The sequence below is a fragment of the Brenneria sp. g21c3 genome, assembly GCF_040240345.1.
Lineage (GTDB): Bacteria > Pseudomonadota > Gammaproteobacteria > Enterobacterales > Enterobacteriaceae > Brenneria.
Window position 1 is genome coordinate 357,032 of the sequence record NZ_JBEIAB010000004.1, and the last position, 21,671, is coordinate 378,702.

The following is a 21,671-nucleotide window of genomic DNA, read 5'->3' on the forward strand; positions in this document are numbered from 1 at the left end:
CGCGCGGCTCCCCCCCAGTCATCCCCGCGGCAGTAGGCGGGGATCTTCTGCTGAAACCGCAGACCGTTATTGAGTGATTCCCGCCTGCGCGAGAATGACGGAGGGGGACGTAAGTGGTGGTCTGCACTCTTGCCATCCACATCTATGCTTTCGTCATCCCCGCGGCTCACAACCCAGTCATCCCCGCGGCTCACAACCCTGTCATCCCCGCGGCAGTAGGCGGGGATCTTTTGCTGAAACCGCAGACCGTTATTGAGTGATTCCCGCCTGCGCGGGAATGACGGTGGGGGACATAAGTGGTGGTCTGCACTCTTGCCATCCACATCTACGCTTTCGTCATCCCCGTGGCTCACAACCCAGTCATCCCCGCGGCCCACAACTCTGTCATCCCCGCGGCCCACAACCCCGTCATCCCCGCGGTAGTAGGCGGGGATCTTCTGCTGAAACCACAGACCCTTATTGAGTGATTCCCGCCTGCGCGGGAATGACGGTGGGGGACGTAAGTGGTGGTCTGCACTCTTGCCATCCACATCTACGCTTTCGTCATTCCCGTGGCTCACAACCCTGTCATCCCCGCGGCTCCCCCCCAGTCATCCCCGCGGTAGTAGGCGGGGATCTTCTACTGAAACCGCAGACCGCCATCGGCAGATTCCCCGCCCAGGGTCAGAGATGGCGTTCGAGCGTCAATCCTTCCAGATCGATCGCCGGCGCATTGCCGGCGATGGCGTCCGCGACGAGTCGGCCGACGCCCGCCGCCTGGGTCCAGCCGTTGGAGCCCTGGCCGCAGGCCAGAAACAGTCCGGAGAACGGCGTGTCGCCGATGTAGCCGGGGCCGTCCGGCGTCATCGGGCGCAGGCCGCACCACTGCTCGATATTGTGATAATCGCCGGCGTGGGGAAAGAGCGCCCTGGCGGTGTCGGCGACGAAAGCGCATGATTTGTCGTTCGGTCGGGTGGAAAAATCGGCCACTTCTGCGATACCGGCCACGCGCAGACGGTCGCCCAGCCGGGTAATCATCACCTTACGGGACTCAAACATCACCGACGAGCGGGGCGCGGCATCCGGGTTATTGATATCCAGCGTGACGGAATAACCCTTGACCGGATAGATCGGCAGCCGGATGCCCAGCGGCCTGACCAGTTGGGCGGCATTGTTGCCCAGCGCGACCACCACCGCGTCTGCCGTAAGCGGGCCGCGGTCGGTCTCGACGCCTACGACGCGTTGCCGACGTCCGTCCCGCATCAGCGCGGCGATGGCCGTATTAAAATGGAAGGATACTCCTTGTCGTCGCAGGCGTTGCGCCAGTTCGTGGGTGAAGAGGGCGCAGTCGCCGGTTTCATCGCGCGGCAGGTGCAGCCCGCCGGTCAGCGCCACGTTGGCCTGCGCCAGCGCCGGTTCGATCGCCCTGGCGCCGGCGGCGTCCACGATACGGTGATCGACGCCGAAGCCCGTCAGCACGCGGGACGCCTGACCGGCCATATCCAACTCCTGTTGGGTGCTGAACAGTTGCAGAACGCCCAGCGCTTGCTGTTCGTAGCGGATGCCGGTTTCTTCTTTCAGTTCTTGCAGGCAGCGTTGGCTGTACTGGGCGATGCGCTGCATGCGCGCCTTGTTGGTCCGGTAACGTTCGAGCCGGCATTCGCGGGCGAATAGCCACAGCCAGCGCCACTGAGCGGCATCGAGGCGGGGCCGCCATTTCAACGGCGCCTGCGCGTCGAACAGCCAGCGCAGCGCTTTCATCATCATGCCCGGAGCGGCCCAGGGGCCGGAAAATCCGGGGCAGACGCCGCCCGCGTTGGCGAAACTGGCCTCCAGCCCCGCGCCGGGCTGGCGGTCGATCACTTCCACCTCGAATCCCTGCCGGTGCAGATACCAGGCGGTGGTGACGCCGATCACGCCGGCGCCGAGTACAATCACTTTCATGGTTATGTTCCTGTCTGAGATGAAATAGGGGGAATTTGCGTCGGGGCGGCATCGTCTGGTCGTCTGCGCCATGGCTAAAAGGTGCCGGGATAGCTGCCGCCGTCGATAAGCAGATTCTGGCCGGTGATAAAACCGGCCTGACGAGAGCACAAAAAGGCGCAGGCGGCGCCGAACTCTTCCGGCTCGCCGTAGCGTCGGGCCGGGTTGGCCGCCGCGCGTTCCTGTCGGATTTGATCGACATCGCGTCCGGTTTGTCGCGCCAGCGCCTGAATGTGTCGCCACTGACCTTCAGTCGCGAAGATGCCGGGCAGAATATTGTTGATGGTGACGTTATGCCGAACCACGGAGCGGGACAGCCCGGCGACAAAGCCGGTAAGGCCGCAGCGGGCGCTGTTGGACAAGCCCAGCTCCAGTTGGGGGATTTTGACGCTGCGCGACGTGATATTGACGATGCGGCCAAAACCGCGCGCCGTCATGCCGTCGACGGTCAGACGCATCATCTCGATCGGGCCGAGCATCATGCCGTCAAGCGCCGCCAGCCACTGCTGGCGATCCCACTGACGAAAGTCGCCGGGCGCGGGGCCGCTGGCGTTATTAATCAAAATATCGGGTTGCGGACACAGCGCCAGCGCGGCCATCCGCCCCTGTTCGGTGGTGATGTCGGCCGTCAGCGTCGACGGCGTCGTGCCGCTGAGCCGCCGGATTTCCTGCTGCGCCTGTTGCAAACTGGACGCCGTTCTGGCCAGTAATGTCACCTGCACGCCTTCGCGCGCCAGTTGCAATGCCGCGGCTTTACCCAACCCCCGGTTGCCGCCCCAGACCAGCGCTTTTTTGCCTTCAATGCCTAAATTCATTGCACAAACTCCGGTGAGATGACTATGCGCTAGCCTGGCGCGGCGGCGCATTCCGCTGTCCGCTGGGGACCGCATCGATAAGCTGACGGGTGTAGGGATGCTGCGGCTGTCGCCAGATTCGGCGGTGATCGCCGCTTTCCACGATTTGTCCGTACTGCATGACCATGACTCTGTCGGCGACATAGCGCACCACGGCCAAATCGTGGGAAATAAACAGCAGCGCCAGTCCCATATCGTTTTTCAGTTCAACCAGCAGGTTGAGAATTTGCGCCTGGATCGAGACGTCGAGCGCGGAGACCGGTTCGTCGCAGATGACCAGTTTCGGCCGCACGATCAGCGCGCGGGCAATACCGATGCGCTGGCGCTGGCCGCCGGAAAACTCATGCGGATAGCGCGACAGGCTGCTTTGCGTCAGCCCGACGCGGTCGGCCATCTGCCGGATCAGGCGCTGGCGTTCGGCTTTGTCGCCAATCTTATGTACGATCAGCGGTATTTCGAGAATATGGGCGATATCGTGCCGCGGATTGAGCGAGGCGTAGGGATCCTGAAATATCATTTGCACCTGACGGCGCAACGGCTGTAGCTGCGACTCTTTCAGACGGGTGATGTCCTGACCGTCGAGGATCACCTGTCCCTGGGCCGACGGCAGCAGGCGCAGAATGGTTTTCGACAGCGTGGATTTGCCGCAGCCGGATTCGCCCACCAGACCCAGCGTCTCGCCGGGAAAAATATCCAGCGACACGTCATCCACGGCGGCGATACGTCCCTGCGACGTCTGGTATTCGGTGCGGACGCCTTTTAACGACAGCAGCGGGCGACCGTTCCGGTCGGGAGTATGCGCCGGCAACGACGGCGGCGTGAACAGGGTGAAGGTCGGTTCGTCGTTTTCGAACCCGTGGCGGATCTCCGCCAGACGGCCGGTATGGTAGTGCGTATCCTGTTCCAGGTGTAACGACGTCGCGAGCAGGCCCTGCGTGTAACGGTGTCGGGGCGCGGCGAACAGCTGCGCCGTCGGCGCTTCTTCCACCTTGCGTCCGGCGTACATCACGGCGACCCGGTCGGCCCAGCGCGCCACCAGCCCCAGATCGTGGGTGATGAGCAGCAGGCTCATCGACAGCTCATGGCGCAGACGGTCGAGCAGTTCGAGAATTTGCGCCTGAATGGTGACGTCCAGCGCGGTGGTCGGCTCGTCGGCGATCAGCAGGCGCGGCTGACAGGCGACGGCCATGGCGATCATCACCCGCTGGCGCTGGCCGCCGGACAGATTGTGCGGATAGTCGTCGATGCGCCGGGCCGGCTCGGGGATTTTGACCAAATCCAGCAGCTCGATGGCTCTGGCGCGAGCGGCGGCCGGTTTCAGCGACTGGTGTACGCGCAGCGTTTCGCCGATCTGTCGTCCGATGGACAGCACCGGATTGAGCGAGGTCATCGGCTCCTGAAAAATCATCGAAACGGCGTTGCCGCGCAGTCGGCGCATCGCGGATGCCGGCAGGGTCAGCAGATCCTGTCCCTCGAACAGAATACGCCCCTTTACGCGGCCGGGTTCGGCGATCAGACGCATCAGCGACAGGGCGGTGGCCGACTTGCCGCAACCGGATTCGCCGACCAGCGCCAGGGTTTCGCCGGGCCGAATGGTTAAGTTCAGCCCGCGGACGGCCTGATGACCGGGAAAGGCGACATGCAGATCCTGAATATCCAATAACGGCGTCATGTGTTTCTCTCCCGCAGACGTGGGTTCAGCGCGTCATTAAGCGCATCGCCCACCAGATTGAGTGACAGTACGGTCAGCACCAGCACGCAGCCCGGCAGCGTGGTCAGATACCAGGCGGTGCGCAGGGATTCGCGTCCGGCGCCGATCATTGAGCCCCAACTGACGCGATTGGGATCGCCAAAGCCGAGGAACGAGAGCGCCGATTCAATCAGAATGGATGAAGCCACCATAACGGACGTGGTGACGATAATCGACGGCAGGGCATTCGGCAGCATCTCCTGTAGAATGATGCGCAGACTGGAGAATCCCTGACTGCGCGCGGCAAGCACAAAGTCGCTTTCGCGCAGCGTGCGAAACTCGGCGCGCACCAGACGGGCGATAGTCGGCCATGACGCGATGCCGATGGCGCTGGAGATCAGCGTCACCGATGGCTGCCCGATGGCCACCAGCACCACCACCAGCAGAAAGGTCGGGAAGGTTTGAAATAATTCGGTGAGGTGTACCAATAGGTCATCGACCCGGCCGCCGAAATAACCGGCCAGACTGCCGACCAGCGTGCCGATAAGCAGGCTCACCAGCACCGAACCGCAGCCGATCAGCAGCGACACCTGCGCGCCGTGGACGATACCGGCGGCGACGTCGCGGCCCAGGGAATCCGTTCCCAGCGGATAGTCGGGATCCTGTCCGGGCCACAGGAACGGCTGCGCCGCCATATCAAGCGGATCGTCGGGATAAATAACCGGCGCGGCCAGCGCCATGAACACGACCAGCAAGAGCAGCGTCAGTCCCGCCATGCCGGCCGGATTGCGCACAAAGGCGCGCAGTTCCGGCGACAGGCGATTTTGCCGCGGCGCGCTCGTAGCGGCGGAATGAGAATTTTTCATTTCACTGTACCTTGATGCGGGGATCGAGCCAGGCTTGCAGTAAATCGACCAGCACGTTGGCGACGATCACCAGCAAAGCGGAGAGCAACAGCACGCCGAGCAGGACGTTGAAATCGCGCGCCAGCACGGCGTCCAGCGCCAGACGTCCCAGTCCCGGCCAACTGAACACGGTTTCCACCACCGCCGCGCCGCCCAGCAGATTGCCGAAGTGCATTCCCGCCACCGTGGTGATCGGCAGCAGCGCGCAGCGCAGAACGTGACGCACGGTGATGACCAGCGGCGCAAGGCCTTTGGCGTGCGCGGTGCGCACGAAATCCTGCCGGTTGATTTCCAATATGGCCGCGCGGGTCAGCCGGGCATAGATGGCGATGAAGAAGCTGCTCAGCGCCAGCACCGGCAGCACCGCATGCCGCAGCATATCCTGAACATAGTCCCAGCCGCGCAGGTCGGCGCCGATGGTGATATTGCCGCCGCCAGGCAGCCAGTCGAGATGGACGGAAAACACGATAAGCGCCATCAGACCGATCCAGAAACCAGGCGTGGAATAGAGCAACAGGGCCAGCAAAGACAGCAGGCGATCGGGCCATTTGCCCGCCCAAACCGCCATGACGGTTCCCAACGCGATGCCGAGGAGGACGGACGCCGCCTGCGAGAGCAGCATCAGCAACAGCGTACCGGGCAGACGTGACAGGATCAGTTCCGTTACCGGCGCGTTATAGCGCGGCGAAAACCCCAGACTGAGATGCGCCAGATTGTGCAGATAGCTGTACAACTGATGCAGAATCGGCCGATCGAGACCGAACTGGCTGCGCAACTGGGTCAGGGTTTCCGCGGTGGCGCTGCCTGATTCCCCGGCCAGCACGTCCGCCGCATCGCCGGGTACCAGTTGCAGCAGGAAAAAAACCGCGATGACGATACCGATGGCGGTCGGGAGCGCATGAAGTATCGTGCGTCGCAGGACGCGCCCTGTTCGTGCAAATTTATTCATCGTCTTCCTTTCGCGTTTGCCGGTGTTTCCCCGCCGGCGGGGAACGACGGTCGGGTCGATTTATTGTTCCAGCCAGACATCGGCCAGCGAGCCGTTGACTCCCTGAATATCGGTCAGATGGTTGTGGACGCGCTGGTTGTAGAGGGTCAGGCGCTTGATCTGCAACAGATTCAGGTCGGGTAATTCCTGCGCCACAATGCGCTGAAACGCTTTATACAGCTCGGCGCGTTTGTCCGGGTCAATCTCCTCCGCCGCCTGCTCCAACAGGCGATCGACCTCCGGGTTGCGGTAGTGGGAACCGTTGCCGAAGGGAACGCCGGGTTGGAACGCCTGCGACCAGTACAGGCGCTGTACGCCTACCGCCGGGTCGAACAAATTGGAAATGGAGTGGTTGGTGAAATCGAAATCGCGATCGGTATAGACGCGTTTAATGTAGGTGGCGAAATCCTGCGAACGGATGGTGACGTCGATCCCCACCTTGGCCAGCGCCGATTTGACATACTCCGCCACGCGTTTGAAGCCGTCGCCGTACGGCAAGTAGTCGTGGGTCAGTCGGAAACGGATACCGTCGGCCCGGCGGGGGAATCCGGCTTCATCCAGCAGCGTTTCAGCCTGCTTGATATTAAAGGCGTAGGGGGAGGGCGCGGCGTCGTGGAATCGGGCCAGTTCAGGGGTGATCGGCGTAGGGGAGTTGACCGCATAGCCGTACCACACCACGTTTTTCAGCACATCGCGGTTGATGCTATGCGCGATGGCCTGCCGCACTTTCAGGTTCTTCAGATAGCGATTATCCAGATTGAACTCGATGCGCGTTTGCGTCGGGCCGTAACCGTAGCCGCCGGTTTCGATGCCCAGTTTGCGGTTATTCTTGATGCGCGCGATTTCACTTAGCGGGACCGGCGTTTCACTGCCCAGATCGACCGCGCCGGTTTCGAAAGCGATGGTGCGGGCGGCGGCGTCGGGAATGAATTTGACCACCAATCGATCGATATAGGGTTTCGGCCGATCCCAATAGTCAGGATTACGTTGATAAATGATATGACTGCCGCGCACCCACTCCTTGAAGACGAACGGCCCGGTGCCGATAGGGGCGGCGTTGTGCGGATTACTGCGGATATCCGTTCCTTCGTACAGATGGTGGGGTACGATGGGCGCTTCGTTGGCGGAAAATGCGCTGATCAGATAAGGAGCCGGTTGCGACAGTTCGATGACGGCGGTATGGGGATCGGGCGTTTTTACCGCGGTGACGCTGGCGAAAGTTCCCTGGCCGCGCGAATTGTACTTTTTCACCGCGAGGAGGGAAAACGCGACGTCGGCGGCGGTGAAATCTTTGCCGTCGTGCCACTTCACGCCCTGACGCAGATGGAACGTATAGCGCTTGCCGTCCGGGCTGATTTCCCAACTTGTCGCTAACTGCGGGATGGGTTTGAGATCGAAATCATAGCTCAGCAGCCCTTCTATCACTTTGGCATTCACTTTCAATATCGGCCCCGCTGTATTGACCAGCGTCGTCAGCACCGGCGGTTCCGGTTCCACCAGAAAATTCAACGTACCGCCGCGCTGAGGCGTTTGCCCGGTCGTCTGGGCGTCGGCGATAGCATTCGAACTCATGAATAACAGTAAAGAGAGGACAATGCGTTTGTTCATCTTTTCAATCCTGTAGTCGCCTGGACATGTCATATGCCTTTACTTTGCAAGCATTGTCGTCATCGTATTTGAACGACCATTTAAAACGAACGTTTAAATTTGGCTATGCTTGGTCAAAAAATGCATAATCATCGCCGGCGGCGATCCGCCGGAACGGATGAAAAAAGAGACGGTTGGCGGCAATCTCCCGCTAAAACTGTAAGCGGCGCGCTACAGATTCCAAGACGCGCCGCCATCCCAGACCGGCGGCCGCAGCGCCGCGTAAAAACCGTTGACGAGCGTGACCGCATCGAATACCGGCAGACCGAAACGGGTACGCAGTTCGGCGCTGAACGGAGCGAGATTGGTGCATTCCAGCAACAGCGCGCCCGCCGCGGGGAAACGCGCCAGCGCCTGTTGCGCGGCGCTCAGCACCTCATGCCTGATGAGCTGGTAGGGAACGTCATCTTCGCCTTGCCGAATGGCGCGCACGAAGGCTGTGCGCGGATCGACGCCGGCGACGGCGGCCTGCGGCGGGATCCCGACCTTTTGCAGATAATCGCCCGTCAGCGTGCTTTCGTCGAAGGTCAGAATCAGCGGATAGCGATTGGCGGGCAGCAACTGCCGGATTAAGCCGTACTGTAGCAAGCTGCTGGTGGCTACGGGGACTGGCGACCAGGCGGCCAGTTCCTGCTGATAATAGGCAAGGTAGCCGCAGCTGGTGACGATGCCGACCACGCCGTCGTCGATCAGCGCCTGCGCCGCCTGTTGGAACGGCGCGAGCAGATCGTGTTGCGCCAGATGCCCCATATGCCGGGGTTCCGCCTGTTCAACCACCCGATAGCGCACCGGGAACGGCCAGGTGGCGGGATTGCCGATATCGCCCTGATAGCGGCGGAAACGGGTGTTCAACAGCAGGATGCCCAGCGTGGGGAGGGGAGCGGCCTGTCGCGCCGCATCAACATCGATATTCATATTAATGCCTTATGTTTCATTAGGTTAAAGGTTTTATGACCTGAGGCGTCACCGGCGCAACGCTAACAAAAATAGGCTCGCGGCATAGAAAATTTATTGAATATCCATTTTCGTCCGGCGCATATCGGCAATCGTCGGATGACGCCGCATAAAGCGCTTTGGCGGCATTGGCCGCGCCGCGATGCGCTCACGCCTTTCTTTAGTTGTATTTCGGCAATTGAAAGCAAATAAAAACATTTGCTTTCAGGAAGTAATAAGCCTATTTATGTAAATAACTTTTAGATATAAATCTCTGGCTTTAATAGGTAATCGGTTATGAATAATGTAGAAGTCAGTGAATCTATTTTTATTCAGCAAAATAATAGTCGTTGGGGTTTGGATAGCATCGTATCGGAATTAAGTCAGGCCAGAAATGAATGGCGGGATAATCATTCGGTCGGTGAATATCAGAATAAACGCCTGTTGCCTTCCAAAGAAAATCTTTCCGCCGTCGTCAATAATCTTCTGAAAATATTATATCCCATGCGTTTGGGCATCAGCTCGATAAGAAAAGAGAGCGAAGATTATTATGTCGGTTATTTATTGAGTAATACGCTCGACCGCTTAATGGAAGAGGCGTATCTCGAATTACGCTACAGCGCCAATCTGGCGCGTCAGTCCGGTTCATCGCCGTCGCACGAGGACAGCGATGAGGCCAAAGCGATTCATCTCGTCAGACAGTTTTCGTCGCAACTGCCGTCCATCCGTCGGCAGTTGGATATCGATATTCTGGCCGCTTATCAGGGCGATCCCTCGGCCAAGAGCGTCGATGAAGTGCTGCTCTGCTATCCGGGCGTTTACGCGGTGATCCATTACCGGATCGCCCATCAGCTCTATCTTCTCGGATTGCCGCTGCTGGCGAGGATCGTCAGTGAAAAAGCCCACAGCGAAACCGGGATTGATATTCACCCCGGCGCGCAGATCGACGTGGGAATTTTTATCGACCACGGCACCGGCGTGGTGATCGGCGAAACCGCGATCATCGGCAAACGCGTGCGTATTTACCAGGCGGTGACGCTGGGGGCGAAGCGCTTTCTGGTGGATGATTCCGGCGTGCTGCAAAAGAGTTATCCCCGCCATCCGATTGTCGAGGATGACGTGGTTATCTACGCCGGCGCCACCTTGCTGGGGCGTATCACCATCGGCGCGAAATCGTCGATAGGCGGCAATGTGTGGGTAACCCGCGACGTGCCGCCCGGCAGTAATATTCGGCAGGCGTCGGTATTGCAAACCAAATATCAGGATGGCGATGGTATTTAATTCTATCTTAACGTTTTTTTTAAAACGTTATTTAAAGCAAGCCAGTAATAAACGAACGATAGCAACGATCGCAGTGGCTGAATAAATAATAATGAAATAACGGAAATAATCGAGATGACTCTTCTTGATCTGGTGGGAAATACCCCGTTGCTGGCGCTCAATCATTTACCCGGAAATACTTCAGGCGTGACTGTCTGGGGCAAGGCGGAGTTTATGAATCCGAGCGGTTCGGTAAAAGATCGGGCGGCGAAAGCCATGGTGCTGGACGGCCTCGCCAGCGGCAAATTGACCAGCGAAACAACGCTGGTCGACGCCACCAGCGGGAATACCGGCATTGCCTACGCCATGCTGGGCGCGGTGCTCGGTTTTAAGGTCAAACTTTTTATGCCGCAGAATACCAGCGCCGAGCGCAAACGAATTATCCGCAGCTTTGGCGCGGAGATTGTGGAGACCGATTCGCTGGAAGGATCCGACGGCGCCTATCTGGCGGTGCAAGCGCTGGTGGAGGCCGATGACGGGACGTATTTCTATCCGGATCAATACAACAACAGTCTTAATCCGTTGATTCATTACACCACCACCGGCCAGGAGATCTGGCGGCAGAGCGAGCAGCGCGTCACCCACTTTGTTGCCAGCGTGGGTACCTCCGGCAGCTTTATCGGCTGTTCCCGCCGCTTAAAGCAGGAAAATTCCGCGATTAAATCATTTATGGTGCAGCCCGCCTCGCCGTTTCACGGCATTGAGGGGACCAAACATATGGCGAGCAGCATCAAGCCGGGCATTTTGGATGAAAGCCTGCCGGATGGCGTAATTACCGTCACCACCGAGGAAGCCTACGCCACCTCCCGGCTGCTGGCCCGGCGTGAAGGACTGTTCGTCGGGATATCGTCCGGAGCGAACGTGGCGGCCGCGTTGAAACTCGCCGCCACGCTGCCGGCGGGTTCCTCGGTGGTGACGCTGCTGTGCGATACCGGTTCGCGTTATCTGTCGGACACTTTTTGGGACGAAGAATCATGATCAAGCTAACGAAAGACATCGAGCAGAAAATCCGACGCGAGGGTGAGAGAACCTATCCCAACGAATGTTGCGGCGTGCTGCTGGGCGCCAGCGATACGCAGGGCGACACCATCGTGGCGCAGATTTTGCCGATAGACAACGCCCGTGAGGAAGACGAGCAGTATCACCGGTTCGTCATCACCTCGGATGATTTCCTGTGGGCGGAGCGTATCGCCAGACGCGAGGCGCTGGATGTGGTCGGTTTTTACCACTCGCACCCGGATCATCCCGCGCTGCCGTCGGAGTATGACCGCGCGCACGCATTGCCGTTTTATTCCTACATCATCGTTGCGGTCGCCGCCCGCGAGGCGGGGGCGTTTACCAGTTGGCGGCTCTCGCCCGCGAGCAAACAATTCGAGCAGGAAAACGTCGACGTCATTTGACCGTAACCCAATCAACGCAAGATTTAAGGAGTATACCCTATGTCCGTCACCTTACTGATTCCGACAGCGCTGCGCGCTTTTACCGATGGTCAGTCAAAAATTCAGCTGGAGGGCGATACCGTCGGCCAGTTAATCGAAGCGCTGGCGGATCGCTACCCCGATATCCGTCAGCATTTATACGAAGCGGATGGCGCATTGCGTTCGTTTATCAATCTGTATGTGAATGACAGCAATATCAAAAACACCGGCGGGTTGGCTACGCCGGTGAGCGCAGGCAATGAGGTTATTTTAGTGCCGGCCATCGCCGGTGGAACAAAGGACTAAACGGCATGCAACTCGCAAGTATTATTCCTGATGAGCGGCTGGTGGAATTATCCAATGCGGAAATAGCCCGTTACAGTCGCCATCTGTTATTGCCCGAAATCGGCCTTGAAGGACAACAGCGCATCAAAAGCGCCCGCGTGCTGCTGGTGGGAACGGGCGGCCTGGGCGCGCCGCTGGGGTTATATCTGGCCGCCGCCGGGGTCGGCACCATCGGTCTGGTGGACTTCGATTTTGTCGAAGTGTCGAATTTACAGCGCCAGATTATTCACGGCACCAAAGACATTAATCGTCCTAAAGTGGCATCGGCCAAAGATCGGATCAAATCCATCAATCCGGATTGCCATGTCGTGACCTACAACACACAACTCAACAGCAAGAATGCGCAGGATATCATTCGGGAATATGATGTGGTCGCTGACGGCACCGACAATTATCCCACGCGTTATTTGATTAACGATGCTTGTGTATTGCTGGGCAAACCCAGCGTATACGGCTCGATATTTCAGTTCGAAGGTCAGGCGAGCGTCTTTTACGCTAAAGAAGGCCCGTGCTACCGCTGCCTGTATCCGGCGCCGCCGCCGCCCGGACTGGTGCCATCCTGCGCGGAAGGCGGCGTGGTCGGCGTGCTGCCGGGCATTATCGGCACCATTCAGGCGGCGGAGGTCATCAAACTGATCGTCGGCGGCGCGGATAGCCTGGTCGGGCGGTTGTTGCTGTTCGATGCGTGGCAGATGTCCCAGCGCGAATTAAAGCTGGAAAAAGATCCCGGCTGCCCGATCTGCGGTCAGCATCCGCACATTACAGAGTTAATTGATTACGAAGAGTTCTGCGGCCTTAAACCCGCAGAGGACGAGATTCCGGTGGAAAGCATCAGCGCCGCGGAGTTGAAGGCGCGGCTGGACGCCGGTGAGCCGCTGCAACTCATTGATATTCGCGAGCCCCATGAGCGGGCAATCGTCAAATTCCCCGGCGCGAAGGTGGTGCCGTTAGGTCAGATCGCCCGCCGCATCGATGAGTTCGATCCGGCCGTCGATGCGGTATTTCTCTGCAAGATAGGTCAGCGCAGTATTTTCGCCATTCGGGCGCTCCAGCAGGCGGGCTACCAGGGCAAGCTGCTGAACCTGAAAGATGGCGTCAATGCCTGGGCCAGAGAAGTGGATACCAGCTTGCCGCAATATTGAAAGCGCTTTATTCGTGTACCAATCAAAATGTGTTCTGGATAATTTAAGGAATAATCATGGCAGATAAAAAACCAGTAATTAATGCGCTTGGGCGTGATGCGGCTTATCAGTTGGCCAACGTAACCAAAACGGCGCCGCAGTTCGGCGCGATTACGCCGCGTTGGGTTACCCGCTTTCTGGAGTCTAAAGGGCTGGAGGCCGGGATATACCGGGTGAATAAAGTGGTGGAGGGCGACACGCCGCTGGATGTGCTGTGCAGTCAGGATCCTTCGCAGGTCGAGATTCCTCAGGGCTATATCGAGTATGAAACCCGTCCGCGCGAGTATCAGCTCGACTCCATCGCCACCATCGTTAACATCGATACCAAAATCGCCGACGTTTACAGTTCGCCCTTCGATCAGGCCAGCGAGCAGATCGCGCTGGCGATTGAGAGTCTGCGGGAGCGTCAGGAAAGCCAGCTAATCAACAACGACGATTACGGTTTATTGAAGAACATCGCGGATTCTCAACGCATTCAGACGCGCAACGGACGGCCGACGCCGGACGATCTCGATGAGTTGCTGAGCAAAGTGTGGAAAGAACCGTCGTTTTTCCTGGCGCATCCGCGCGCCATCGCCGCCTTCCAGCGCGAGGCGACGCGCCGCGGCGTGCCGCCGGTAACGGCGACGATTAACGGCGGCGTATTTATTTTGTGGCGCGGCATTCCGCTGATCCCGAGCGATAAGCTGTTCGTCGACGGGTTGAAAAATCCGAAAGGACAGGGCGGGAAAACCAATATTTTGCTGATTCGCTCCGGCGAAGCGAAGCGCGGGGTGCTGAGCCTGTACCAGTCCGGTCTGCCCAATGAGCAATCTCGGGGATTATCCGTCCGCTTCCGCGGCATCGACGACAACGGCGTCGCTTCTTATCTGCTTTCACTCTATTGCTCGGCCGCCATTCTGGCCGATGATGCCATCGCGGTATTAGAAGATGTTGAAGTGGGTGAGTACTATGACTACGAATAAATCGCGGCTTCCTTTTGAGCCGGGGGCGTCGTTTTCGGGCTATCAGTCCGACGGCCTGTCGGCGCATGATTACGGCTTGCCGGACGAAAGCGATCTGCATGCGCTGCTATCCGGCCATTTTCCTGACGCGACGGGAGGACAGGCGGCGCCCTACGCGCCACGGGTCGTGCCGTTGGGACACCATGACCAGGCCGCGCCGTCGCCGGTTAATGGCTACCCGTCGCTGCATGCCCGGACGCCGGATCCGGCGCCGTTATCGCGGGTCGGATCGGTGCCGGTGGATCAGATTCGCGCCGATTTCCCGATTCTGTCCGAACGGGTGGAGGGACACCCGCTGGTCTGGCTGGACAACGCCGCCACCACCCATCGGCCAAAGCAGGTTATCGAGCGTATCAGCTACTACTATGAGCATGAAAACTCGAATATCCACCGTGCGGCGCACACGCTGGCCGCCCGTTCGACCGATGCCTATGAAGCCGCGCGCGATAAGGTCGCGCGTTTTATCGGCGCGCCCAGTCAGGACAATATCGTTTTCGTCCGCGGCACCACCGAGGGACTGAACCTCATTGCGCACAGTTACGTAAAACCGCTGCTGCAACCCGGCGATGAAATTATCCTTACCCTGCTGGAGCATCATGCGAATATCGTACCGTGGCAGTTGATTGCCCAGGAGACCGGCGCGGTTATCCGCGTGGCGCCGGTGGATGAGCACGGGCAGTTGATCCTGTCCGAATACATCAAGCTGTTTAACCGGAAAACCCGTTTCGTTTCGGCGACGCATGTTTCCAACGCGCTGGGAACCATCACGCCGGTGCAGGAACTGGTGAGTATCGCGCACAGTTTTGGCGTACGGATCGCCATTGACGGCGCGCAGTCCATTTCGCATATTCCGGTCAATGTCAGCGCGCTGGATGCGGATTTCTTCGTCTTTTCCGGCCATAAGGTGTTCGCGCCGACCGGCATCGGCGTGGTGTACGGCAAGTCGGAGGCGCTGGAGCAGGCGCGGCCCTATCAGGGCGGCGGCAATATGATTGCGGACGTGACGTTTGAACTGACGCAATACCAGAAGGCGCCGCACAAGTTTGAAGCGGGTACCGGCAATATCGCCGACGCGGTCGGTCTGGGGGCGGCGATTGATTATGTCACGGCGTTGGGTATTGAGAATATCGCCGCCTACGAGCATGCGCTGCTGGAATACGGCATTCAAAAGCTGTCGCAGATCCCCGGTCTACGTCTGATCGGCACCGCGCCGCAGAAGACCAGCGTGCTGTCGTTCGTGCTCGACCATCATGCCAATGAGGACGTCGGTCGTTATCTCAGCCAGTCAGGGATTGCGGTGCGCGCCGGACACCACTGCGCGCAGCCCATTTTGCGTCATTACGGCTATGAAGGCACGGTACGGCCTTCCATCGCGTTTTATAACACGCCGCAGGAGATCGATTTGCTGGCGGAAAAAATAGCGCGGTTGGCCGACGGGGCGGCATCCGCTTTTCGTTGATCGCCGGGTTTTGTTTTGCCGACGCCGATCAAGCGGGCTGGACGGAGCAAGCGCGGAGGGCGTTCTTCCGCGTTTCCCCGCCGGGGGCGGCCGGGCCGTCATTATAGGTTTTGTCGGCGCGCCATGTTAATTCGCATTATCCGTCTCACGCATAATCAAAGCATAAATAATTACTTTGTTTTTTTGGGCTATGCGCTTATACCCTAAATAGTTCGAGTTGCAGGAAGGCGGCAAGGGAAGGACGAATTCGTCGGGAACGAATTTGACCAGCCAACGGCTGGCCTTCGGTGAGAGACAGGAAGTCTCTCATTTAATCCCGATGAGTTTACACAGGTAAGTGATTCAGGTGACTGAACGCAGCCAACGCACATGCAGCTTGAAGTATGACGGATATCACTGAGAGGGAATAAACCGAACGATAGCGAGGCAAGGAGAAAAAATATGACGAACTGGTTGGCAAATATATCGGATGCGCTGCGTTGCCGGATTGACCAATTAATAACGCCGCCGCTTATCGTATCGGCGGCGGACGAATCGGGAATATCGGAAGTCATTCTCTCTATGGGATATATCTATGGCATCGAAACAGGTAACGTCTATCTGGTATCAAATCGAACGGAATAGCCATTACCGTCGATTGATTCGCCAGAGCTACTGGAATGAGCTGTGCCCGGCTAATGCAGCGACCGGGCAATAACACGCCGGCTGACAAAAGGATGCATACGGCAATTTAAAAACAGCAGGGATAGCGGGCGCGATCCTCACGCGTACGGAAATATTCAGGTCAGGATAATTTATCTCATCCGCCTCTGGAAATAATCAAACGGTCACTTCATGAATCGCTGTCGAAATTAATCAACAACATCATCATTTTTCACTGCTGAAAATAATTAAATATTCGATCGCAACCATTGCGTTCGAATGCTAACCCTATTTATTAAAAGGTTATTAGCAATACGTATTGCGCTAATGAGGAAATATATGAAAAGCATCAACATGAAAATACTGGCTAAAGGATATGCGGCTGCATTGCTGGCGTTGGCGCTGACGGCTCAGGCGGCCGATGTGGTGAAAATAGGCTCGACGGCCGGGGCGACCTCCGATGCCGTCCTGGCCGTCGTCGATGAGGCGAAAGCGCAGGGCATCGACGTGCAACTGGTGGAATTTACCGACTGGACGCTGCCGAATGAAGCGCTGAATAACGGCGACATCGATCTGAACTTTTTCCAGCATGAGCCGTTCCTGCAAAACGCCATCAAAGAACGGGGTTACAAGTTACAGAATATCGGTTTCGGGCTGCTTCAGAATATCGGTATCTACTCGAACAAGATAACCGACCTGAAAGCGGTGCCGGAACGCGCCAAAGTCGGCGTACCCAACGACCCGGTGAATCAGGGGCGGGGCCTGCTGCTGTTGCAGAAAGCCGGACTTATCAAGCTACGCAACGGCGACGCCACCGACGCCACGCTGAACGATATCAGCGAGAACCCGAAAAACCTGCAATTTTTCGAGATTGAAGGGCCGCAGTTGATTCGTTCATTGCAGGATCTGGATCTGTCCGTGGTTTGGCCCTCTTACTTCTTTAACGCCGGTACGCCAAAGAAAGCGAGCGAGGCGTTACTCTATTCCGGCGTAAGCGATAGCTACTACGCGATGAGCTTCACCGCGCGCAGCGATCGCGCCAACGATCCGGTATTGAAAAAGTTTGTCGCCATCTATCAAAACTCGCCGGCGGTGCGCGAGACCATCGCCAAACGCTTCAATAATGATCCTAATCTGTACGCGTTGCCGTGGCTGAAGGACGGAAAAGCGCAATGAGGCAGGCGACATCGGTATTGAAAGTGGCGTCGGCCTTTTTGCAAACGCAGGCGGGCGAACGGCCCGCCGATGCGCCGTTCTCCGCGGCGCAGACCGGCAATCGCGGCGCGGGTTCGGTGACGTTTGAGCATATCTCCAGAATTTACCCCTCGGCGCATGCGCCGGTTCATGCGTTGCAGGACATCAGCCTGACGATCCCGGCGGGCTGTATTTTCGGCATTATCGGCCGCAGCGGGGCGGGGAAATCCACCCTGCTGCGCACCATCAACCGCCTGGATAAGCCGACGAGCGGCAGAGTGCTGGTCGATGGCGTGGATATCGGCGAACTGAGCGAGTCCGAGCTGGTCGGTTTGCGCCGTCGGGTCGGCATGATCTTTCAGCACTTCAATCTGCTGTCGGCCAAGACGGTATGGCAGAATATCGCGCTGCCGTTGAAGGTGTCGGGCGTGGCGAAGGATGAAATCGCGCGGCGCGTCGGCGAACTTTTGGCGCTGGTGGGGCTACAGGATAAGCAGGATAGCTATCCGGGCCGACTCTCCGGCGGGCAGAAACAGCGTGTCGGCATCGCCAGAGCGTTGGCTACCTCGCCGGAGATTCTGCTGTGCGACGAAGCCACCTCGGCGCTGGATCCGGAAACGACGCAATCCATCCTGCAATTGCTGCGTGATATCAACCGGCGGCTGGGCATCACCATTATTCTGATCACCCATGAAATGAGCGTTATCCGCGCCATCGCCGATCGGGTGCTGGTGCTGGAGCAGGGACGCATCGCGGAAGCGGGCGACGTGTGGCAGGTTTTCGGCTCGCCGCGGCACGAAGCGACGCGGGCGCTGCTGGCGCCGTTGCAGCAGGGTTTGCCGGATGATTTGCAATATCGCCTGCAATCCCTTCCGCCGGCGGACGGCGTGGCCTGCGAGCGTATCCTGCGGCTGTCCTACACCGGCGCGGGGGGACTGGAGCCGGATTGTTCCCGTATCGCTCAGGCGTTGCAGACGTCGGTTCGTCTGATACACGGCGGCATGGACCGCATACAGGGACACGCGCACGGCCGACTGCTGTTGGCGATGCCCGCCGATGCGGCGCTGCCTGATTTAACCACGCTGACGCAAGGGCCGCAGGCCGTTGCGCACCAAATCGAGGTGATTGGCTATGTCCCTGTCGCTCACTATTCCGTTTGACCGGTATACGCAGGCGTTTTTCGATACCTTGACCATGGTCGGCGTTTCCGGATTTATCGCCTTTCTGGCCGGCATCCCGCTGGCGGTGCTGCTGATTGTCACCGTTCCCGGCGGTTTTCTTGAGTCTCCCCGTTTCAACCGCATCGTCGGCGGCATTATCAACGGGTTTCGCGCCACCCCGTTTATCGTGCTGCTGGTGGCGCTGATTCCGTTTACCCGCTGGGTGGCCGGCACCACCATCGGCGTTTGGGCGGCTATCGTGCCGATGGCGATCAGCGCGACGCCGTTTTTCGCGCGCATTGTCGAGGTCAATCTGCGTGAGGTCGATCCCGGTCTGGTGGAGGCCGCGCAGGCGATGGGCTGCAAGAAGTGGGACATCGTGTGGCATGTTTATCTGTCCGAGGCGCTGCCGGGGATTGTCGGCGGTTTAACCATCACGCTGGTGGCGTTGATCAGTTCATCGGCGATGGCGGGCGCCGTCGGCGCGGGAGGGCTGGGCGATCTGGCGATCCGCTACGGTTACCAGCGTTTTGATACGCAGGTGATGGTTATCGTCATCGCCATGTTGATCGCCATGGTTACCGTGGTGCAACTTACCGGCGACCGCTACGCGCGGCGGCTCAGAAATCGCTGAACCCTCTATTCCCGCCAGCGCGGGAATGACGGAGGGGAACGTAAGTGGTGGTCTGTACTCTTGCCATCCACATCTACGCTTTCATCACCCCCGCGGCCCACAACCCCGTCATCCCCGCGGTAGTAGGCGGGGATCGGTTGCTGAAACCGCATGCAGCCATTGACTGATTCCCGCCTGCGCGGGAATGACGGAGGGGGGCGTAAGTGGTGGTCTGCACTCTTGCCATCCACATCTACGCTTTCGTCATCCCCGCGGCTCACAACCTCGTCATCCCCGCGGTAGTAGGCGGGGATCGGTTGCTGAAACCGCATGCAGCCATTGACTGATTTCCGCCTGCGCGGGAATGACGGAGGGGGCGTAAGTGGTGGTCTGCACTCTTGCCATCCACATCTACGCTTTCATCATCCCCGCGGCTCACAACCTCGTCATCCCCGCGGCAGTAGGCGGGGATCGGTTGCTGAAACCGCATGCAGCCATTGACTGCCCCCTGCCTGCGCGGGAATGACGGAGGGGGGCGTGCCTATCAGCGCTGCATACCCCAGCGCTTAATGGTGATGCGCTCAATCGTGGCGAAAATCAGCGTCTCAACCAGCAAACCGATAATGATCACCGATGCCAGACCGGCGAAAACCCGATCGGTATACAGCTCGTTACGGTTCTGGAAAATATACCAGCCCAGCCCTCCCTGACCGCTCGATGCGCCGAATACCAGTTCGGCGGCGATCAGGGTGCGCCAGGCAAAGGCCCAGCCGATCTTCAACCCGGACAGAATCGACGGCAGCGCCGCCGGTATCAGGATATGCCACACGTAACGCAGTCCGCTCAGGCCATAGTTGCGGCCGGTCATGCGCAGCGTATCGGACACGCCGAGGAAACCGGAATAGGTATTGAGCGCCATCGGCCACAGCACGGAATGAATCAGCACGAAGATCAGGCTATTGGTGCCAAGGCCGAACCAGAGCAGCGCCAGCGGCAGCAGCGCGATGGCCGGCAGCGGATTCAGCATGGAGGTCAGGGTGGAAAGCAGATCGCGTCCCAGCCGGGTGGAGACGGCCAGCGCGCTAAGCGCCAGCGCCAGCGCGGTGCCGATGACATAGCCTTTAATCAGCGTGCCGAGGGAAATGGCGATTTTCGCCGGCAGTTCGCCGCTGCGCATATCGTCGATAAACGCCGCCGCCGCCTGGGTGAAAGAGGGCAGCAGCAAATCATTGTCTTGCCAGCGCGCCGCCAGTTCCCATAACAGCGCCAGCAAGACCAGCAGCACGGTTTTGCGTATCGCGCTGATATTCCACAGGCGGTTGATCAGCGGCAGCGGCTGGACGACTTTAGCATCGGACAGCGGAGCCAGATCTCTCAGATACTCCGGTCGAACAGGTGGAAGTTGACTCATGGTAAAACCTTTTTCAATATGACAAAGCGAAGGGTTCAACCGGTATGTTGACCCGCCAGCGAGCGATGCGGCTCAGCGTCCGGAACCGCGGCGACCGGTTCCACCGGCTGGCCGGTTGGAAACAGCAAATCATGAATCCGCCGCGCCGCGGCCTGAAACTCACTGCCGCCCTCATCGTTATGGGCGAATTGATGGCTGTTGAGTTCGGCGCGCACCCGTCCCGGATGCGGCGAAAGCAGCAGGATCCGGTTGCCGACCACCAGCGCCTCTTCGATGGAGTGGGTGACGAACAGCAGGGTAAAGCGTACTTCCTCCCACAATTCCAGCAACTCTTGCTGCATTTTGCGACGGGTCAACGCATCCAGCGCGGCGAAGGGCTCATCCATCAGCAGCACTTTGGGCTTCATCGCCAGCGCGCGAGCGATCGCCACGCGCTGCTTCATCCCGCCGGACAGCGTATGCGGCCAGGCATGGGCGAAATCCGCCAGACCGACCTTTTCCAGATAATACATCGCCTGATCCCGCGCTTCGGCGGCGGACAGCTTGCCGGTGACCCGCAGCGGGAACTGGGTGTTTTCCAGTACGGTTTTCCACGGCGGAAGCTGGTCGAACTCCTGAAAAACCATCATCCGCTCCGGGCCGGGTTTGGTGATTTCTTTCCCTTCCAACAGGATACGGCCGCTGACCGGCGGCAGAAATCCGCCCGCGGCTTTCAGCAGGCTGGATTTGCCGCAGCCCGAAGGGCCGAGCAGGATAAAGCGCTCGGCGGGAAAAATATCGAAACTCACCTCGTCGGTGGCGCGTACCCGGCGTTCGCGCGTGGCGTATTCCAGGCTGACCGCTTCCACCTGTAGTAAAGGCGTGGCCGGCTGTGGCGACGCGCCGGCGGTTTGCAATGACTGAAAAGGCATGATTCTCCCCTCTCGTTGTGTGCTAAAAGCCAGC

21 protein-coding genes are annotated in these 21,671 nt (G+C 59.0%); 11 read left to right on the plus strand and 10 right to left on the minus strand.

All coding sequences use genetic code 11. The features are described from left to right. Positions 1-663: 663 nt before the first annotated feature. The 7 genes from ABRZ28_RS08945 to ABRZ28_RS08975 form a co-directional block, all read right to left on the minus strand. Positions 664-1,923 (minus strand): D-amino acid dehydrogenase, encoded by a 1,260-nt coding sequence (locus tag ABRZ28_RS08945; protein WP_330520070.1) that lies wholly within the window; start codon positions 1,921-1,923, stop codon positions 664-666. A 74-nt stretch (positions 1,924-1,997) separates the two neighbouring features. After that, positions 1,998-2,777 carry an SDR family oxidoreductase gene (locus ABRZ28_RS08950; RefSeq protein ID WP_330520071.1) on the minus strand — a complete coding sequence of 260 codons (780 nt, stop codon included), beginning with the start codon at positions 2,775-2,777 and terminating at the stop codon, positions 1,998-2,000. A gap of 22 nt (positions 2,778-2,799) precedes the next feature. Beyond that, the gene (locus ABRZ28_RS08955; RefSeq protein WP_330520072.1) at positions 2,800-4,488 is read right to left on the minus strand and encodes an ABC transporter ATP-binding protein; all 1,689 of its coding nucleotides are present in this window, start codon (positions 4,486-4,488) and stop codon (positions 2,800-2,802) included. Continuing rightward, positions 4,485-5,372 carry an ABC transporter permease gene (locus ABRZ28_RS08960; protein WP_330520073.1) on the minus strand — a complete coding sequence of 296 codons (888 nt, stop codon included), beginning with the start codon at positions 5,370-5,372 and terminating at the stop codon, positions 4,485-4,487. Before ABRZ28_RS08960 ends, ABRZ28_RS08955 begins: the two co-directional genes overlap by 4 nt. A 1-nt stretch (position 5,373) precedes the next feature. Further along, positions 5,374-6,360, minus strand: a complete 987-nt coding sequence (locus tag ABRZ28_RS08965) for an ABC transporter permease (RefSeq protein WP_330520074.1) — start codon at positions 6,358-6,360, stop codon at positions 5,374-5,376. A 60-nt stretch (positions 6,361-6,420) separates the two neighbouring features. Beyond that, positions 6,421-8,007 carry an ABC transporter substrate-binding protein gene (locus tag ABRZ28_RS08970; protein WP_330520075.1) on the minus strand — a complete coding sequence of 529 codons (1,587 nt, stop codon included), beginning with the start codon at positions 8,005-8,007 and terminating at the stop codon, positions 6,421-6,423. Between the two features lie 210 nt (positions 8,008-8,217). After that, the gene (locus tag ABRZ28_RS08975; RefSeq protein ID WP_330520076.1) at positions 8,218-8,961 is read right to left on the minus strand and encodes an aspartate/glutamate racemase family protein; all 744 of its coding nucleotides are present in this window, start codon (positions 8,959-8,961) and stop codon (positions 8,218-8,220) included. 315 nt (positions 8,962-9,276) lie between these two features. Between ABRZ28_RS08975 and epsC the strand changes: the two genes are divergently transcribed. From epsC to ABRZ28_RS09030, 11 genes are all read left to right on the plus strand, one after another. After that, positions 9,277-10,260 carry a serine O-acetyltransferase EpsC gene (gene epsC / locus ABRZ28_RS08980; RefSeq protein WP_319603035.1) on the plus strand — a complete coding sequence of 328 codons (984 nt, stop codon included), beginning with the start codon at positions 9,277-9,279 and terminating at the stop codon, positions 10,258-10,260. Positions 10,261-10,374: 114 nt separating this feature from the next. Next, positions 10,375-11,277 (plus strand): PLP-dependent cysteine synthase family protein, encoded by a 903-nt coding sequence (locus tag ABRZ28_RS08985; RefSeq protein WP_319603034.1) that lies wholly within the window; start codon positions 10,375-10,377, stop codon positions 11,275-11,277. Further along, complete coding sequence (locus ABRZ28_RS08990) at positions 11,274-11,699, plus strand: M67 family metallopeptidase (protein WP_319603033.1); 426 nt, start codon at positions 11,274-11,276, stop codon at positions 11,697-11,699. The genes ABRZ28_RS08985 and ABRZ28_RS08990 overlap by 4 nt, the downstream gene beginning before the upstream one ends. A gap of 39 nt (positions 11,700-11,738) precedes the next feature. Next, complete coding sequence (locus tag ABRZ28_RS08995) at positions 11,739-12,023, plus strand: ubiquitin-like small modifier protein 1 (RefSeq protein WP_319603032.1); 285 nt, start codon at positions 11,739-11,741, stop codon at positions 12,021-12,023. A gap of 5 nt (positions 12,024-12,028) precedes the next feature. Beyond that, positions 12,029-13,204, plus strand: coding sequence for a molybdopterin-synthase adenylyltransferase MoeB (gene moeB, locus ABRZ28_RS09000; protein WP_319603031.1), 1,176 nt, complete (start codon positions 12,029-12,031; stop codon positions 13,202-13,204). A 56-nt stretch (positions 13,205-13,260) separates the two neighbouring features. Continuing rightward, a complete protein-coding gene (locus ABRZ28_RS09005) occupies positions 13,261-14,208 on the plus strand; it encodes a family 2A encapsulin nanocompartment shell protein (protein ID WP_319603030.1) in 948 nt (315 codons plus the stop codon). Further along, positions 14,195-15,706, plus strand: coding sequence for a SufS family cysteine desulfurase (locus tag ABRZ28_RS09010; protein ID WP_319603029.1), 1,512 nt, complete (start codon positions 14,195-14,197; stop codon positions 15,704-15,706). The genes ABRZ28_RS09005 and ABRZ28_RS09010 overlap by 14 nt, the downstream gene beginning before the upstream one ends. A gap of 441 nt (positions 15,707-16,147) precedes the next feature. After that, positions 16,148-16,330 (plus strand): hypothetical protein, encoded by a 183-nt coding sequence (locus tag ABRZ28_RS09015; RefSeq protein ID WP_319603028.1) that lies wholly within the window; start codon positions 16,148-16,150, stop codon positions 16,328-16,330. A gap of 357 nt (positions 16,331-16,687) precedes the next feature. Then, positions 16,688-17,524, plus strand: a complete 837-nt coding sequence (locus ABRZ28_RS09020; protein WP_319603027.1) for a MetQ/NlpA family ABC transporter substrate-binding protein — start codon at positions 16,688-16,690, stop codon at positions 17,522-17,524. Further along, the gene (locus ABRZ28_RS09025) at positions 17,521-18,702 is read left to right on the plus strand and encodes a methionine ABC transporter ATP-binding protein (RefSeq protein WP_330520077.1); all 1,182 of its coding nucleotides are present in this window, start codon (positions 17,521-17,523) and stop codon (positions 18,700-18,702) included. The genes ABRZ28_RS09020 and ABRZ28_RS09025 overlap by 4 nt, the downstream gene beginning before the upstream one ends. Beyond that, positions 18,674-19,336: a methionine ABC transporter permease gene (locus ABRZ28_RS09030; protein WP_319603025.1), complete on the plus strand. Its 663-nt coding sequence runs from the start codon at positions 18,674-18,676 to the stop codon at positions 19,334-19,336. Before ABRZ28_RS09025 ends, ABRZ28_RS09030 begins: the two co-directional genes overlap by 29 nt. 267 nt (positions 19,337-19,603) lie before the next feature. On the opposite strand, the gene ABRZ28_RS09035 is transcribed toward ABRZ28_RS09030, so the two are convergent. From ABRZ28_RS09035 to ABRZ28_RS09045, 3 genes are all read right to left on the minus strand, one after another. Then, entirely contained in the window at positions 19,604-19,726 is a 123-nt protein-coding gene (locus ABRZ28_RS09035) for a hypothetical protein (RefSeq protein WP_330520078.1), read from the minus strand. 133 nt (positions 19,727-19,859) lie between these two features. After that, a complete protein-coding gene (locus ABRZ28_RS09040) occupies positions 19,860-20,726 on the minus strand; it encodes an ABC transporter permease (protein ID WP_330520079.1) in 867 nt (288 codons plus the stop codon). 35 nt (positions 20,727-20,761) lie between these two features. Further along, positions 20,762-21,637 (minus strand): ABC transporter ATP-binding protein, encoded by an 876-nt coding sequence (locus ABRZ28_RS09045; RefSeq protein WP_330520080.1) that lies wholly within the window; start codon positions 21,635-21,637, stop codon positions 20,762-20,764. Between the last annotated feature and the right edge of the window lie 34 nt (positions 21,638-21,671).